Annotated in this window: 18 protein-coding genes and 1 other annotated feature; of the genes, 8 read left to right on the top strand and 10 right to left on the bottom strand. The window is 37.1% G+C overall.

Annotated elements, in window-relative coordinates; translation table 11 throughout:
* Positions 1–43: 43 nt before the first annotated feature.
* The 8 genes from HWQ49_RS03820 (at position 44) to HWQ49_RS03855 (ending at position 6,408) form a co-directional block, all read left to right on the top strand.
* Positions 44–2,374: a Na+/H+ antiporter subunit A gene (locus HWQ49_RS03820; RefSeq protein WP_223154978.1), complete on the top strand. Its 2,331-nt coding sequence runs from the start codon at positions 44–46 to the stop codon at positions 2,372–2,374.
* The gene (locus HWQ49_RS03825; RefSeq protein ID WP_188206230.1) at positions 2,375–2,713 is read left to right on the top strand and encodes a Na(+)/H(+) antiporter subunit C; all 339 of its coding nucleotides are present in this window, start codon (positions 2,375–2,377) and stop codon (positions 2,711–2,713) included. It abuts the gene before it with no gap.
* Positions 2,706–4,187, top strand: a complete 1,482-nt coding sequence (locus HWQ49_RS03830) for a Na+/H+ antiporter subunit D (protein ID WP_188206231.1) — start codon at positions 2,706–2,708, stop codon at positions 4,185–4,187. Before HWQ49_RS03825 ends, HWQ49_RS03830 begins: the two co-directional genes overlap by 8 nt.
* Positions 4,188–4,194: 7 nt before the next feature.
* On the top strand, positions 4,195–4,671 hold the full coding sequence (locus tag HWQ49_RS03835; RefSeq protein WP_188206232.1) for a Na+/H+ antiporter subunit E: 477 nt from the start codon (positions 4,195–4,197) through the stop codon (positions 4,669–4,671).
* A complete protein-coding gene (locus HWQ49_RS03840) occupies positions 4,672–4,977 on the top strand; it encodes a Na(+)/H(+) antiporter subunit F1 (protein ID WP_188206233.1) in 306 nt (101 codons plus the stop codon). It abuts the gene before it with no gap.
* Entirely contained in the window at positions 4,958–5,290 is a 333-nt protein-coding gene (gene mnhG / locus HWQ49_RS03845) for a monovalent cation/H(+) antiporter subunit G (protein ID WP_188206234.1), read from the top strand. The genes HWQ49_RS03840 and mnhG overlap by 20 nt, the downstream gene beginning before the upstream one ends.
* Before the next feature lie 166 nt (positions 5,291–5,456).
* Positions 5,457–6,191, top strand: coding sequence for an RNA polymerase sporulation sigma factor SigK (gene sigK / locus HWQ49_RS03850; RefSeq protein ID WP_188206235.1), 735 nt, complete (start codon positions 5,457–5,459; stop codon positions 6,189–6,191).
* A gap of 76 nt (positions 6,192–6,267) precedes the next feature.
* Positions 6,268–6,408, top strand: a complete 141-nt coding sequence (locus HWQ49_RS03855; RefSeq protein ID WP_188206236.1) for a hypothetical protein — start codon at positions 6,268–6,270, stop codon at positions 6,406–6,408.
* Between the two features lie 112 nt (positions 6,409–6,520).
* Here the strand turns inward: HWQ49_RS03855 and mtnN are convergent, their stop codons facing one another.
* The 10 genes from mtnN to alaS form a co-directional block, all read right to left on the bottom strand.
* Positions 6,521–7,210, bottom strand: a complete 690-nt coding sequence (gene mtnN / locus HWQ49_RS03860; RefSeq protein ID WP_188206237.1) for a 5'-methylthioadenosine/S-adenosylhomocysteine nucleosidase — start codon at positions 7,208–7,210, stop codon at positions 6,521–6,523.
* 25 nt (positions 7,211–7,235) lie between these two features.
* A complete protein-coding gene (locus tag HWQ49_RS03865; RefSeq protein WP_188206238.1) occupies positions 7,236–7,937 on the bottom strand; it encodes a YrrS family protein in 702 nt (233 codons plus the stop codon).
* A gap of 82 nt (positions 7,938–8,019) precedes the next feature.
* Entirely contained in the window at positions 8,020–8,496 is a 477-nt protein-coding gene (greA, locus tag HWQ49_RS03870; RefSeq protein ID WP_188206239.1) for a transcription elongation factor GreA, read from the bottom strand.
* 59 nt (positions 8,497–8,555) lie between these two features.
* Positions 8,556–9,188 (bottom strand): uridine kinase, encoded by a 633-nt coding sequence (gene udk, locus HWQ49_RS03875; RefSeq protein WP_188206240.1) that lies wholly within the window; start codon positions 9,186–9,188, stop codon positions 8,556–8,558.
* Between the two features lie 49 nt (positions 9,189–9,237).
* A complete protein-coding gene (locus tag HWQ49_RS03880; RefSeq protein ID WP_188206241.1) occupies positions 9,238–9,867 on the bottom strand; it encodes an O-methyltransferase in 630 nt (209 codons plus the stop codon).
* A 119-nt stretch (positions 9,868–9,986) separates the two neighbouring features.
* Entirely contained in the window at positions 9,987–11,108 is a 1,122-nt protein-coding gene (gene mltG / locus HWQ49_RS03885; RefSeq protein WP_223154980.1) for an endolytic transglycosylase MltG, read from the bottom strand.
* A 180-nt stretch (positions 11,109–11,288) separates the two neighbouring features.
* Entirely contained in the window at positions 11,289–11,570 is a 282-nt protein-coding gene (locus HWQ49_RS03890) for a DUF1292 domain-containing protein (RefSeq protein ID WP_188206242.1), read from the bottom strand.
* A 13-nt stretch (positions 11,571–11,583) separates the two neighbouring features.
* Positions 11,584–12,000, bottom strand: a complete 417-nt coding sequence (ruvX, locus tag HWQ49_RS03895; protein WP_188206243.1) for a Holliday junction resolvase RuvX — start codon at positions 11,998–12,000, stop codon at positions 11,584–11,586.
* Positions 11,997–12,266, bottom strand: coding sequence for an IreB family regulatory phosphoprotein (locus HWQ49_RS03900; protein WP_188206244.1), 270 nt, complete (start codon positions 12,264–12,266; stop codon positions 11,997–11,999). Before HWQ49_RS03900 ends, ruvX begins: the two co-directional genes overlap by 4 nt.
* 47 nt (positions 12,267–12,313) lie before the next feature.
* Positions 12,314–14,956, bottom strand: coding sequence for an alanine--tRNA ligase (gene alaS / locus HWQ49_RS03905; RefSeq protein WP_188206245.1), 2,643 nt, complete (start codon positions 14,954–14,956; stop codon positions 12,314–12,316).
* 54 nt (positions 14,957–15,010) lie between these two features.
* Positions 15,011–15,212, bottom strand: a binding site (T-box leader).
* Positions 15,213–15,288 lie beyond the last annotated feature (76 nt).

Below are 15,288 nucleotides of genomic sequence, written 5' to 3' on the forward strand. Positions count from 1 at the left end.
ACTGTATTATGTGGCTTAGTTTTCGAAAGGATGAAAAATCGGTATGATTTATGCAGTTTTTGCCCCATTATTATTCGCAGTACTTATACCTTTCTTAAGTCGATGGAAGGATCGAGTACATACAGGTTGGCTAATTCTTCCTGTACCTTTAGCAATCTTTATCTACTTTCTTCAGTTTGTTGGACCTAATTTCGAACCACAGTCCATGTCTGTTGATTGGATCCCATCACTCAATATCTCTTTGAGTTTTTATCTTGATGGGTTAAGTTTACTTTTTTCACTACTAATTAGTGGAATTGGTATGTTAGTTGTTCTTTATTCCATTTACTACTTAAATCATAAAGAGCAGCTTGGCCATTTTTATACATACCTCTATATTTTTATGAGTGCTATGTTAGGTGTTGTGTTATCTGATAATGTGTATGTTCTTTACACATTTTGGGAAATGACATCTATTTCATCATTTTTACTAATCGGATACTGGCATTACCGTGAGCGTTCACGATACGGTGCTCTTAAATCGATGTTAATCACTGTTTTCGGTGGGTTTAGTTTACTAGGGGGATTAATCCTACTAAATATCGTTACAGGAACCACTAGTATACGTGAGATGGTTGCACAATCAGAAGTTATTTTGGATAGCCCTTATTTCCCACTTATTCTGGTCTTTTTATTACTAGGTGCGTTCACTAAATCTGCACAGTTCCCATTCCATATTTGGTTGCCTGATGCTATGGAAGCACCAACTCCAGTTAGTGCTTATCTACACTCAGCCACGATGGTTAAGGCCGGGATCTATTTAATTGCTCGTTTTTCTCCTATATTTGCTGGGGAACCAAACTTCTTTGTCGTGGTTAGCTTATTTGGTATTGTCACGCTTGCATGGGCCTCCTATATGGCAGTCAGACAAACCGATTTAAAAGGAATTCTTGCCTATTCAACCATCAGTCAATTGGGAATGATCATGGCTATGTTAGGCTTTGGTACCGATGTAGCCTTATTCGCTGCAGTTTTCCATATTCTAAATCACGCAACGTTTAAAGGTAGTTTGTTTATGATTGCTGGTATTGTCGATCATGAAACTGGTACTAGAGACATTCGAAAACTTGGTGGGTTATTCACTCTAATGCCAATTTCGGGTACATTAGCCATCTTTGGTACATTCTCTATGGCAGGGGTGCCATTGCCGTTTTTAAATGGGTTTTACAGTAAAGAAATGTTCTTTGAGGCGACCTTGCTTAATCAAGCAGCTGGACCATTCGGTCAGTTCTTAGTTGCTGCTATACCTGTATTAGCGGTCGTTGGTAGTATCTTTACATTCGTTTATTCTATGTACTTGTTCTTTGGGACATTTAGAGGTAAATATCGTGAAGAAGAACTACCTCAGAAACCACATGAAGCACCAAAAATGATGCTTCTGCCACCATTCTTATTAGTATTAGGAGTTATTCTTATTGGCCTAATACCTGAGGTGTTTAACCAATCACTCATTACGCATGCAGCAGATGCTGTTTTTGGTGAGGAAATCAATAAATCCATTTATTTCTGGCACGGTTTAGTTCCGGCATTCTATATGTCTTTAGCAGTTGTCGTGTTAGGCGTTGCTTTATATTTAACAAAACACAAATGGGAAGGCGTTTACTCTATCTTACCAGGTAAACTAAGCTTTAATAGGATTTATGACTGGTTAGTAGAAAAGATAGAATCCACCTCTAATAGGATCACGACATCTTATATGACTGGCTCATTAAGACTTTATATGGTGCTCTTATTAACGGCGATCTTTGTCATTACGAGTGGAGTGCTTGTTCAAACAGGTGGAATCAATTTGGAAGTTACAGACGTAGCGCCTATAACAGTTACGGAGGTAATTGTAGCCTTATTTATTGCTTTTGCAGCTATTGCAACTATCTTTACACATAACAGAATAGCCGTCATCTTAACGGTTGGTGTTGTTGGGTATGGTTTATCCATACTATTCGTGCTTTACCGAGCACCTGACTTAGCATTAACACAACTAATTGTTGAAACAGTTACGGTTGCATTGTTTATGCTTTGTTTCTATCACTTACCAAATCTCAGTAAAACAAAAGCACCATTATTCCAAAAGGGCATCAATGTTGCCATTTCAGTTGGATTTGGCTTATTAATGATGGTTGTTGGTATAAGTGCCTATAATAGTCGCGCTTTTGATCCAATTTCAGACTTCTTTATTGAAAACAGCTACCCATTAGGTGGGGGCGATAATATGGTTAACGTTATCTTAGTCGACTTCCGGGGAATTGATACCCTATTTGAAGTAGCTGTGTTATTTGGAGCGGCTTTAGCTGTCTATGCTATGATTAAACTTCGCCGAAATAAGGGGGCGAAATAAATGGAGATTATTATGACCGTGTTAGCGTCAATTTTATTTGCTACCGGAATCTATAACTTGTTACAAAAACAGTTATTAAGAATTGTTATAGGAACCGTGCTAGTATCTCATGGTGCACACCTCTTTTTATTGACTATGTCTCAACTTAAACGAGGTGCCCCACCATTGGTGGTAGATGGTGTGACACAATATACTGATCCACTGCCACAAGCGCTAATATTAACAGCTATTGTTATTAGCTTTGGAGTGACGAGTTTCTTACTCGTCCTTGCTTACCGTACTTATACGTTAAACAAGACAGATAATATGGAAGAATTGCGAGGTAGTGAACATGAATAACTTAATCGTTTTACCAATCATCCTACCACTCGTGGCAAGTGTGATCGTAGCGTTCTTTCCAAAAAAGTTAAATATCGCACGTAAATTTTCGCAAATAACTTCAGTCTTATTAACAGCTGTTGCTGCCTATCTCGCCTGGTATGTTTTCACGAATGAAACAGTTGTGATGCAGTCGGGGGGGTGGGATGCACCATTTGGAATCTCCATTGTAGGTGATTCCTTATCCATGTTATTGGTGTTAACAAGTTCGATCGTTGGTACAGCTGCCATTTTCTATGCACCTTCTGCTTTAGAGGAACAACAAGAAAAGTTTTATTTCTACACGTTCTATTTCTTATTGATATCAGGTGTATCAGGTGCATTTATGACGGGTGACCTTTTTAACTTGTTCGTGTTCTTTGAAGTATTATTAATGGCTTCCTACGGATTAATTGTACTTGGTAACGGAAAGATACAATTAAGAGAATCATTTAAATATGTCCTATTTAATCTATTTTCTTCCATGCTTTTCGTTACGTCTGTGGCTTTTATCTACGCCATTACTGGAACCGTCAACCTCGCTCATTTAGCTGAGCGAGTTGGGGAAATTGAAGAACAAGGGATTTTAACCACAGTAGCTATTGTATTGTTCTTTGTTTTTGCTGTTAAGGCAGCGATATTTCCACTCTATTATTGGTTACCAAACTCATATGTTGTACCAAATCCGGTTGTGTCCGCATTATTTGGTGCCTTATTAACTAAAGTAGGTATTTACTCTATCCTACGTGTATTCACACTTATTTTCGTGCACGATACTGGCGTTACTCACCAAATTTTTATTTGGTTAGCCATGTTAACGATGCTCTTCGGAGTGATTGGGGCATTATCCACGAATAATGTAAAGTTAATTATTACTTATAACATTATTCCAGCAATCGGTTTTATGTTAATGGGTGTCGGTTTGTTTACCGAAACCGCTATAGCAGGATCTGTTTATTATTTAATGCACGATATGGTAATTAAGGGAGCTCTCTTTTTCTTCATAGGTGCTCTAATAGTAGCTGCGGGTACTAAAGACTTAACGAAGATGACCGGCGTCATTCAGAAATACCCGTTATTAGGTTGGCTTTTCTTCATCGCATCATTAGTACTTGCTGGAGTTCCACCTTTTAGTGGTTTTATTGGAAAGCTTCTATTATTACAGGGTGGGCTTGATCAGGAAGAATTTTTACTCGTGATTGTCGCTTTAGTTTCAAGTTTACTTATCTTGTTTTCTATGATGCGCATTTTTATACGGGGCTTCTGGGGAGAATTGATGGAAGGTATTTCAGATAATCGTAAGCGAGTAAGAAACTTGACCATCCCTGGTTTAGTACTATTAAGTATATCAGTTTATTTAGGGATCGCTGCTGAGTCGGTTTATCCTCATATCGAAGCGATTGCAAATATGTTACTAGACAGAACTGAATATATCAGTACTGTTTTAAAGGAGTAATGTTATTATGGCCATTCAGATTATCTTTAATGTACTCATAGCCTTAATGTGGATGTTTCTTCAAGAAACATATACATTTTTGTCATTTTTCACTGGTTATTTAATCGGGATAGTCCTACTCTTCTTCTTAAGACGATTTGTACCTGATATATACTATATGACAAGGTTGTACAGAACAGTCAAAATGTGTTTATTATTTTTACGTGAGCTTGTCTTATCTAGTATTAGTATTGTCAAATTAGCATACAAGCCTACGTTGGATATTGAGCCGGGAATTTTTGCATTACCAATTGAATTAAAAAGTAATTGGGAGATTGCTTTATTAGCCAATCTAATTTCTCTTACACCTGGAACCTTATCTGTAGCTGTAGCTGATGACAACTCTAAAATTTACATTCATGCTATGGACCTACCAGACGTAGAATCGTCTATTAATGAGATCAAAGAAACATTCGAGAAAGCAATCATGGAGGTGACACGTTAAATGCTAGATGAATTTGGCTCCTCTATGTTGGAATTGGTTTTACCGATTTGCTTTATCGTTGTCGCAATTTCAATTGTTATTCTTGTTTATCGTGTGATCGTTGGCCCAACTAATCCTGACCGCGCTGTAGCGTTGGATTCAATTGGTATTAATATGATGGCGTTGGTTGGCCTACAAGCGATCAATCTTGGGACCGATAAATTAAATGATGTTGTACTATTAATCGGTATTCTTTTATTTATCGGGACAATAGCGATTGCGAAATTCTTAGAAAAGGGTGTTATCATTGATCGATATAATCGTTAGTGTACTATTATTACTTGGAGCATTTTTTACCCTTTCTGGTTCATTAGGCATCTTGCGTTTCCCAGATGTCTATTCACGGTTACACGCAGCCACGAAAGCCGCAACTTTAGGAGTAGCAGGTATACTTCTAGGTGCATTTGTCTATTTATTTGTAGATGTCGGGATTGTTAGTGGCAAGTTATTGTTAGGAATCTTCTTCGTCTTAATTACCGCTCCTATCAGTGGTCACATGATCTCTCGCGCTGCGTATAACTCTGGTGTTGAGTTATGGCATCAAACAAAGAAAGATCACCTAAAAAATGAACTAAAATAATTAATTGCTGCCTTCAAAGTTGCTGATCTCAGGCAAGCTTAAGGCAGCTTTTTATTTATGACATAATTATTTTATAAAAAATCACCATTGAACACGCACAGAAACCCAATCTCCACCATACAATTTAAGTATAAGTCTACAACCTAGATAAGGTGGAGTTGATGACATGTTAAGTATTCTAAAATTACTTTCACTCCTCTTTCAGAATCCCTATTTTTTCGTTGCTTATGTTAAAGGCAACGCATTTCCACAACCTTTATCCCCAGAAGAAGAACAGCATTATCTAGAACGATGGCAGCACGGAGATGTCGAAGCAAGGAATAAGTTAATCGAACACAACTTGCGTTTAGTCGCCCATATCGCCAAAAAGTACGAACAAAACAAGGAAGATCAGGAAGACTTAATATCAATCGGCACTATTGGCTTAATAAAGGGCGTAGAGAGCTTTTCTCTTGATAAGGGTACTAAACTAGCTACATATGTCGCAAGATGCATAGACAACGAAATCCTGATGTTTCTACGCTCCTCTAAAAAGAGTAATAAGGATGTTTCTTTGCAGGACCCAATAGGGCATGATAAAGAAGGCAATGAAATTAGTCTGATTGATGTTCTGAAATCTGACCAACCCGATCTGACTGAAAAAATCCAAACAGCTTTAGAAATTGAACAAATTTTTAAGTATATCCATTTATTAGATGAACGAGAAAGAGAAGTGATTACTAAAAGGTATGGCCTAGGTAACCAAAAAGAATTTACACAACGTGAAATAGCCAAATCATTAAATATTTCTCGTAGTTATGTTTCTAGAATTGAGAAGCGTGCTTTAATGAAGATGTTTCACGCTTTTTATCGTGATGAGGAAAAAAAGAAGAAAAAAAGAGAAAATCAGTCCTATAATTAGGCAGGTACCATAACCGCATTCACCCACTCCATCATAAATTAATCATATGAAAGGTCTTAAAAAAGGAGTGGAAGATATGTATTACGGTCAACCTTATTATCCCTACTACCCTCCTTACCCTCCGTATGACTCTGGTGGTTTCGATTTCGGTTTATTGATTGTAACGTTATTGCTACTGCTTATTCTTGGTGGTTATTATGTCTATACAACCAGATAAATACAATTAGTTTCTTAACTTCAACTTAACACAGTTCACTAAATAGTAGGCTCAAATTATTCTTAAAAACCACAGCTACTCCTCACATTAAATAAGGAAGTAGCTGTGGTTTTTATTTGAGTATATTTAGAATAAAATTCGCGCTGTTTTTAGCTGCACGCTCGAGGTACTGTTCAAATGAGATATTAGATTCTTTTCCTGCTATATCTGATAAAGACCTTATAATTAAGCACGGTGTACCATATTGATAGCAAACCTGCGCAATAGATACTGCCTCCATTTCTAACGCTTTAACTCCTGGTAATAGCTGCTTCACCTGTTCCACTCGGTCGAGGTCTGACATAAAGGAATCTCCTGTACCTATCAAACCTTTAATAACCTTAACATCATCAGGCAAGACCCCTTTGACCTCTTCAGCTCTCTTGATCAGTTCTTCATTTGAATGATAAGTTTCTGGCATTTGTGGAATTTGACCGTACTTATAACCAAAACCCGTAGCATCGGCATCATGATGGACTGTCTGTTCACCAATGACAATGTCACCTACATCTAATTCTGGATCTGTTCCCCCTGATGAACCCGTGTTTATAACATAATCAGGCTGAAATTGCTCATGCAAAATCGTTGTCGATAGAGCAGCATTAACTTTACCTATACCTGATTGTAATAAGACAACATCCTCACCGGCATAAGTACCCTCATAAAACCTACAGTTCGCGACTGTAATTTCATTTTTAATATCCACTTGAGATTTTAACCATTCTAGTTCTTCTTCCATTGCACCAATAATACCGTATTTCATAGTTGATCGACCTTTCGTTTAGATTCTACTCTTCGTAGCCATGATTATCATCTTCTAACTCTTCTTCATCAAAATCTGGGTGTTTATCGTTAACGTATAATTCTTCTACTTTTTGTGGTTGCCATCCTTCATCTTCAACCCAATTTAAATAGACACGATAAATATCGTTTTGCTCAAGATCTGTTACTGTTCCAATAATTCGATCGGGAACACCACCACTTTCCAACCACCAGTAAATAATATTATCCTCTTCTAAACCTGTTGCGTACTGAATAGCTTGTTCCATTTCCTGGCGATCTTGTGATTCTTCGGTTAAATCAATCACATGAGGTTCTTCTTGTTCAGTGCCAATTGGCTGCCAATCTTGCTCGAGGACACGAATGACATTCTCATCATCTGAATCTGAAGTAGATTCAGTTCCAGTTTCCTCTGCGCTTTCCTCTTGATCATTTGAGTCCTCTTGATCACCTTCAGTTTGTTCATTAGGTGTCTTTTGATCTCCATCTTCTTCGTCACTATTTTCTTCATCACTAGCAGACTCTTCAGATTGAGCAGATTCCTCATTTAATTGATCTTGATTTTCATCGTCCCCACCAAAAAACCAAATGACTATTAAACCTAAGAGTAACAAAACGATTAACCAGATTAAATAATTGATAGTCCTAGTACTTTTACGACGTTTCTCGTAACGCTCAGAACGGCTAATATCTGGTGATTGATGATCCATTCGTCTCCCCCTTTACATAACCATTATACCTGTCTTTAGAAAAATCCTACACTTTGTTGTGTAGGATTAATCCTTAAACGGGTTACTTAACTTCAACAATCTCAACTTCAAATTCCCCACCTGGTGTTTGAACCATGACTTTATCGCCAACCTTTTTACCTAACAAGCTTTTGGCCATAGGTGAATCATTTGAGATTCTTCCTTCAAAAGGATCAGCTTCTGCACTACCAACAATTTGATATTCTTCTTCATCACCTTCTGGAAGTTCAACAAATTTGACTGTTTTACCAAGCTGAACCACTTCATTATTGTCTTCATCATTCTCAATAATAACCGCGTAGCGAATCATGTTTTCTAGTTGAGAGATGCGTGACTCAACAAAAGCTTGCTCATCTTTCGCTGCGTCATACTCAGAGTTTTCGGATAGATCTCCAAAACTTCTGGCAACTTTAATCCGTTCAACTACCTCAGGACGTCTAACGGTTTTTAACTCCTCTAATTCGTCTTGTAATTTCTGTTTCCCCTCTTCAGTCATATAGTAGCTTTTTTCTTCTGCCATGACTTATACACTCCTTTATTGATCTCTGTATGTTATGCTATAAGTTTCTACATTTTCATTCAGATTTGTTTTTTCTCAATGATACTTTTAATTTTCGTAGAAAGCAAATCAATTGCGACGTGATTCTGTCCACCTTCTGGAATAATGATATCAGCATACCTTTTGGCAGGTTCAACAAATTGTAAATGCATAGGGCGCACCACATTAATATATTGTTCCATGACAGATTCTAACGTTCTGCCTCTTTCCTTGATATCACGCATCATTCGTCTAATGATACGTATATCGGCATCCGTATCAACAAAAACTTTTATATCCATCATATTACGTAATCTTTCGTCCTCTAACACTAAAATTCCTTCTAAAATGATAACATCTTTTGGTTCTACTAAAATTGATTCATTAGATCGCGTATGCAATTCATAATTATAAACCGGTTTTTTAATCGTTTGCCGGTTAGACAATTTTTTCAAATGGTCAATTAATAAATCGTTATCAAACGCTAAAGGATGATCATAATTTGTTCCTAACCTTTCTTCAAAAGGTAGATGAGATTGATCTTTGTAGTAAGAGTCTTGTTCGATCATTAGTATTGAAGTATTTTGAAATTGATCACAAATACTTCTTGTGACTGTTGTTTTGCCTGAGCCTGTCCCACCAGCCACTCCAATGATGATTGGTTTGTCATTCAATTTATGACTACTCCCTTCCCATTATGCTTAATCTAAGTAAACTATTCAATTATTTCTTCAAAGCAATTGCTATACCATCACCAGTTTCGATCATCGTCGTTTCATACTGTGGATGGCTAAATAACCATTCATTAAAAGTGGCTATTTTCTCACCTATTTTAACCCATCGTTTATTTTCCTGTACTGCTTTAGAAACATATCCTTTGAACAGGACATTGTCAACGATGATTAATCCCCCAGACTTAAGAAACGGATGAACCACTTCAACATATTTTTGATATTCACCTTTTGCTGCGTCAATAAAAACAAGGTCAACAGATGATGGTTTTGTTTCTTCTAACCATACTACTGCATCGTTATAATTCACTTCAATTCGATGGTCAAGGTTGGCTTTTTTTACAAAGCTTATTGCATCATGATAACGTTTCTCATCACGTTCAACAGTCTGTATGATCACATTCGAATCACTTTTAGCCATTTGAATCGCTGAATAACCTATAGCCGCTCCAATTTCTATAATTTTCTTAGGCCTATGAATCCGGATAATTTGTTTTAAAAACTCGATTCCGTCCTTCTCCATAATCGGTACTTGTTGGTTGGCGGCATATTGCTCCATCTCAGTTAATAATTCGTCCTGATCTTTGTATAACGATTGAATATACTGTTTGGTTTGCTCCATGATGATACTCCTTTATGGTTCCTATGATAAACAACCTTTATAACGAGGTCATTCTACCACAAAAAAAGATGGGAATGCGAATGATTTACGCACCCCCTCTATTCTTGTTCAATTGTTAATTATTCCTCCCTAGATGGGCGGTACTCCTCAATGTTCTCTTCATGCTCTGCATAAGTTTCAGCATAATGAACGTCACCTTCATATGAAGCCACAAAATACAAATAATCATGCTCTGTTGGGTATAGGGCTGCTTCCATAGCATTCTGATGGATGTTAGAGATTGGGCCAGGTGGTAACCCTTCATTGAGATATGTGTTAAACGGATGTTCATACTCCAAATCATCCCATAACACCCGATCCTTATGCTCTCCCATTGCATATAGTACTGTCGGATCTGTTTGTAAAGGCATGTTCTCTTCTATGCGATTATAAAACACACCTGAGATCATATGACGATCCTCTTCTTCAACAGCCTCCATTTCTATCAGAGAGGCCATTGTTATCGCTTCATGGATGGAAAGCCCTTGCTCAGTCATTTGATCAATGTAAGCATAAATTTGATTTTGTGTTTGTTGTAGCATCATTTCAACTATTTCATTTACCGTTTGATCCTCACTATAGAATGGGTAAGTGATCGCGTATAAATACCCTTCTAGAGGATAACGGATATCTTCATCTAAAATATCTTTTGACAATAGATTTGGATAAAGCTCAATTAAGGACTCAATATATTCTTCATCAGTCATATGGTCTAAAAATTCATCCTCATCAACAGATGTGTTCTCTCCAATAATTTCAGCGATTGTTTCAATATTAGATCCTTCTGGTATAGTCACCGTAAATAGTGGATCAACTAAAATAACACCCGTTTTTAATGACTCGATAATTTCATCTATTTCCATACTTTTTGAAAACTGATACTCACCAGCTTGGAAACCAGACTCATTTTTAAAAGCAACATAGTAACGAAAAATACTACCGTTGCTAATTACTTCATTCTCCTCCAGTATTTCTCCAATATCACCTACACCTGAGCCCATTGGAATTTCAACATTTATAATTTCATTGTCTTCAGGGTCAACCGGGCTTAAACCTGTTTTGATATAATTGTAAACAGAATATCCACCTATTGATATTAGGATTATAAATACTAATAATACAATGAGAATAATCTTTCTTGCTAAGCTAGCCTCTTTAATTCGTTCTTGTTTCATTTGATCGTTATGTTCGTTGGATGGCAACGTACATCCCCCTATTCTTAACCAATTCAGCTACCATTTTAAAGTATAAAATAAAATTCGATAATTTTCTATCTTTACCTATAAATTATTTAGGAAAGTCGACCAAAAGAAAAGAGGACCGTTCCAATCCGTCACCTTTCATGACTTTGGAACAGTCCCCTATTTGATGCTATCAACAAATTATTCGATTTCTTCTTCCTCAGTGAAGGTAGCTAACATTTCTTCGACCATTTCCCACTCTTCTTCTGTATCAATCTGATAAAGTGTTAAGTCATCTTCGTCCTCATTCGTCTCTTCATAACGAAAAGCAAATACCTCTACCTCTTCCTCCTCTGCTTGTTCAGCAGGGACAGCTACTAAGTAAGATTTCTCTGTATGATCTGCATCAAATGTAAATAAAACATCAAATAAATGTTCTTCTCCTGACTCATCTGGGATGATAATTCGTTCTTTTTCACTCATGGTAACCCCTCCTTTACCGTTTTGCATCAAGGTAACTTTGTAAAATCATGACCGCCGCCATCTTATCAATAACCTTCTTGCGTTTCTTACGACTCATATCAGCATCAATTAAGACTCGCTCAGCAGCCATAGTTGTTAACCGTTCATCCCATAGGACGACTGGTAATTCAAATTGCTCCTCTAAGTATTGCGCAAATCTTTCTGATGCCTCTCCACGCTCACCAATTGTTCCATTCATATTTTTAGGCAAACCAACGACAATCTTACTCACTTCATATTGGGAAATTAATTCGGCAAAACGATTATTGATCGTAGAATAATCTTCTTCATCCCACTTAATCGTTTCAATCCCTTGAGCAGTAAAATGAAGTGCATCTGAAATAGCTACACCTATAGTTTTTTGACCAACATCTAATCCTAATATTTTCATCTATGTTCCTCTTTATTCGCTTTCAAATAATATTTAACGACCTCTTCGATAATTTCGTCTCTTTCGACTCTTGTAATTAAGTTTCGTGCATCATTATGACGAGGGATATAAGCAGGGTCACCCGATAGTAAATAACCGACAATCTGGTTAATTGGGTTATAACCTTTCTCTTCTAGTGACTGATAAACTGTATGCAGTATTTCATTAACTAACTGCTCTTGAGAGTCGTCTGAAAACTGAAATTTCATTGTGTGATCATTTGTCATCAATAAATCCCCCTCATACCACTTTAACATCATTATAAACGTAAAAGCTATGAAGTTAAAACAGTTTTAATATATTCTTTTGCAGAAGCTAATGCTGCATCAATATTTTCTGGCTGTTTCCCTCCTGCTTGTGCCATATCAGGACGGCCACCGCCACCACCGCCACAACGAATAGCAGCTTCTTTGATTAGATGACCAGCATGAAAACCTTTTTCATTTAAATCCTTTGATACGCCTGAAGCTAATTGTACCTTACCATCATTCTCCATAGCTAACAATATAATACCTGAATTCAATTTTTGCTTAAGTTCATCTACCATATTTCTTAACGCATTCATATCACTAACAGAAACTTTTTGAGCCAATAATGGGACCCCATCAATAGTTTCTAGTTGATCTAAAATATTGGCGGATTCGTAATTAGCAAGTTTAGCTGATAAGGAATCGTTTTCTCTTTGTAAGCCTTTAATTTCTTCAAATAAGGACTCAATTCGATTCGTCACTTGCTCAGGTGTGGTTTTAAGCAAATTGGCAGAATCGATTAATAATTGTTCGCGACCTTGGTAATATTCATAAGCGCTAGGGCCAGTATATGCTTCAATTCTTCTGGTTCCTGCACCGATACCTGTTTCTTGTACGATTTTAAATAAACCAATTTCAGCTGTGTTCATCACATGACAGCCACCGCACAGTTCAATACTATAATCGCCAATAGAAACAACTCTTACACTCTCACCATATTTTTCATCAAATAGAGCCATAGCCCCCATCTCTTTAGCTTCTTCTAAGGTTTTATGTTCAACTGTAACTGGAATCGATGCCCAAACCTTCTGATTAACAATGGTTTCAATTTCATTTATTTCTTCTTCGGTAACTGCGTTGAAATGCGTGAAATCAAAACGCAAACGGTCAGGTGCAACTAATGAGCCAGCCTGGTTGACGTGGTCCCCTAAAACATCTTTTAAAGCTTGATGTAACAAGTGAGTGGCTGAGTGGTTCTTAATTGTTTGTTGTCGCTCATTTCTAATAACTGTTGCATTAGCTAGTTGCTGAACTGCTAAATTTCCTTCTTCAACTTCAACTTGATGAAGATGTTGACCATTAGGACCTTTTTGAACATCTGTTACCATGGCTTTACCAGATTCTGTTTCAATTGTTCCTTTATCAGCGACTTGTCCACCACTCTCAGCATAAAACGGTGTTTCACTAAGAACAATGGTTGCTACATCACCTTGTGAGATTTGTGTAACTTTCTCTTGGTTGTGGACGATGACTTCTAATTTGGAATTTGCTTGTAGTTGATCGTATCCAATAAATTTACTTTCTTGTGTTATCGTCTGGAGAACCTCATCTTGAATTTGCATTGAATCAACTTTCTGTCTTGCTTCACGTGCACGATCTCGCTGCTTTTTCATTTCTTTTTCAAAGCCTTCTTCATCAATTGTAAAGCCCTCAGCCTGAATATATTCTTCTGTTAATTCTTTTGGAAACCCATAAGTATCATAAAGAGTAAAGACTTCCTCACCAGGGAATACATTGCTCCCCTTATCTTTTTCAACCTGCATGACCTTCTCTAAAATCGCAAGTCCTTCTTGTAAGGTTTCATGGAAACGTTCTTCTTCTTTTTCCATCACGCTTTTAATAAAGTCTTTCTTTTCATAAACATTTGGGTAAAATTCATTCATAATTTCAGCTACATCATCAACTAATCGATACATGAAGGGTTCATTAATATTTAGGTCCTTTGCAAAGCGAATCGCCCTACGTAGCAACCTCCTTAACACATACCCTCTTCCTTCATTAGAAGGCAAAGCTCCATCTGCGATTGCAAACGCAACGGTTCTGACATGGTCTGCAACAACCTTAAATGCGGAATCTTCTTTGACAGACTTTCCATATGTTTTCCCAGATAATTCTTCAGTATGTTTAATAATGGGTTTAAATAAATCTGTCTCAAAATTCGTCGGGGTATCCTGAATGACAGATACCACACGTTCAAGCCCCATACCCGTATCTATATTCTTCTTTGGTAAAGGAGTATAAGTATCATCTGGATTGTGATTAAACTGTGAGAATACTAAATTCCAAATTTCTAAGTAACGTTCGTTTTCTCCTCCAGGGTATAATTCAGGATCATTTGGGTCATTGCCATATTTTTCTCCACGATCATAAAATATTTCCGTATTTGGCCCACTTGGTCCTTCACCAATATCCCAAAAGTTCTCTTCAATGCGAATAATACGTTCAGCAGGAATGCCTACTTGATGTAACCAGATTTCATACGCCTCTTCATCTTCTGGATGAACGGTGACAGATAATTTTTCCTCATCAAACCCAAGCCAACGATCACTCGTTAAAAACTCCCAAGCCCACACAATCGCTTCTTCTTTAAAATAATCACCAATAGAGAAATTCCCTAACATCTCAAAAAATGTGTGGTGTCTTGCTGTGAAACCTACATTCTCAATGTCATTCGTACGGATTGATTTTTGAGCATTAACTATTCTCGGGTTATCAGGAATAATACGTCCGTCAAAATATTTCTTTAAGGTCGCGACCCCACTATTGATCCATAATAAAGTAGGGTCGTCTTGTGGTACTAAAGACCGACTAGGTTCAATGCTATGGTTTTTTTCCTTAAAGAAATCTAAAAACATCTGTCTTACTTCATGTGATTGTAGCTGTTTCATGAGTCTTCCTCCTTTAGATTAACGACAAATTAAAAAACCGCCCCTACATTTACATGTAGGGACGGTTAATTCCGCGGTACCACCCTAATTATAGGTAAAACCTATCAACTCAATGTCACCGTAACGTGGTGTAACGTCGGGGATTAGCCGCTCTCAGGATTAGCTTCGATGACCCTTCACTTAGCATTTCTCTCAGCTAAAAAAATGCCTCTCTTTAAGTGGGACTGTCATCTACTCGATCCATCATAGATTTATTCATCATTCTAATTAAATATTTGTATTCATGTGGTTATTATAGAAAACGGTAATCATTATGTCAATCAAGATCATTA

It is taken from the genome of Alkalibacillus aidingensis (assembly GCF_014595945.1).
Lineage (GTDB): Bacteria > Bacillota > Bacilli > Bacillales > Alkalibacillaceae > Alkalibacillus > Alkalibacillus aidingensis.

Excerpts from the sequence above, each read along its gene's own strand:
- HWQ49_RS03820 (WP_223154978.1), top strand. The coding sequence starts at position 44 with ATGATTTATGCAGTTTTTGCCCCATTATTATTCGCAGTACTTATACCT.
- HWQ49_RS03825 (WP_188206230.1), top strand. The coding sequence starts at position 2,375 with ATGGAGATTATTATGACCGTGTTAGCGTCAATTTTATTTGCTACCGGA.
- HWQ49_RS03830 (WP_188206231.1), top strand. The coding sequence starts at position 2,706 with ATGAATAACTTAATCGTTTTACCAATCATCCTACCACTCGTGGCAAGT.
- HWQ49_RS03835 (WP_188206232.1), top strand. The coding sequence starts at position 4,195 with ATGGCCATTCAGATTATCTTTAATGTACTCATAGCCTTAATGTGGATG.
- HWQ49_RS03840 (WP_188206233.1), top strand. The coding sequence starts at position 4,672 with ATGCTAGATGAATTTGGCTCCTCTATGTTGGAATTGGTTTTACCGATT.
- sigK (WP_188206235.1), top strand. The coding sequence starts at position 5,457 with ATGTTAAGTATTCTAAAATTACTTTCACTCCTCTTTCAGAATCCCTAT.
- HWQ49_RS03855 (WP_188206236.1), top strand. The coding sequence starts at position 6,268 with ATGTATTACGGTCAACCTTATTATCCCTACTACCCTCCTTACCCTCCG.
- mtnN (WP_188206237.1), bottom strand. The coding sequence starts at position 7,210 with ATGAAATACGGTATTATTGGTGCAATGGAAGAAGAACTAGAATGGTTA.
- HWQ49_RS03865 (WP_188206238.1), bottom strand. The coding sequence starts at position 7,937 with ATGGATCATCAATCACCAGATATTAGCCGTTCTGAGCGTTACGAGAAA.
- greA (WP_188206239.1), bottom strand. The coding sequence starts at position 8,496 with ATGGCAGAAGAAAAAAGCTACTATATGACTGAAGAGGGGAAACAGAAA.
- HWQ49_RS03880 (WP_188206241.1), bottom strand. The coding sequence starts at position 9,867 with ATGGAGCAAACCAAACAGTATATTCAATCGTTATACAAAGATCAGGAC.
- HWQ49_RS03890 (WP_188206242.1), bottom strand. The coding sequence starts at position 11,570 with ATGAGTGAAAAAGAACGAATTATCATCCCAGATGAGTCAGGAGAAGAA.
- ruvX (WP_188206243.1), bottom strand. The coding sequence starts at position 12,000 with ATGAAAATATTAGGATTAGATGTTGGTCAAAAAACTATAGGTGTAGCT.
- HWQ49_RS03900 (WP_188206244.1), bottom strand. The coding sequence starts at position 12,266 with ATGACAAATGATCACACAATGAAATTTCAGTTTTCAGACGACTCTCAA.
- alaS (WP_188206245.1), bottom strand. The coding sequence starts at position 14,956 with ATGAAACAGCTACAATCACATGAAGTAAGACAGATGTTTTTAGATTTC.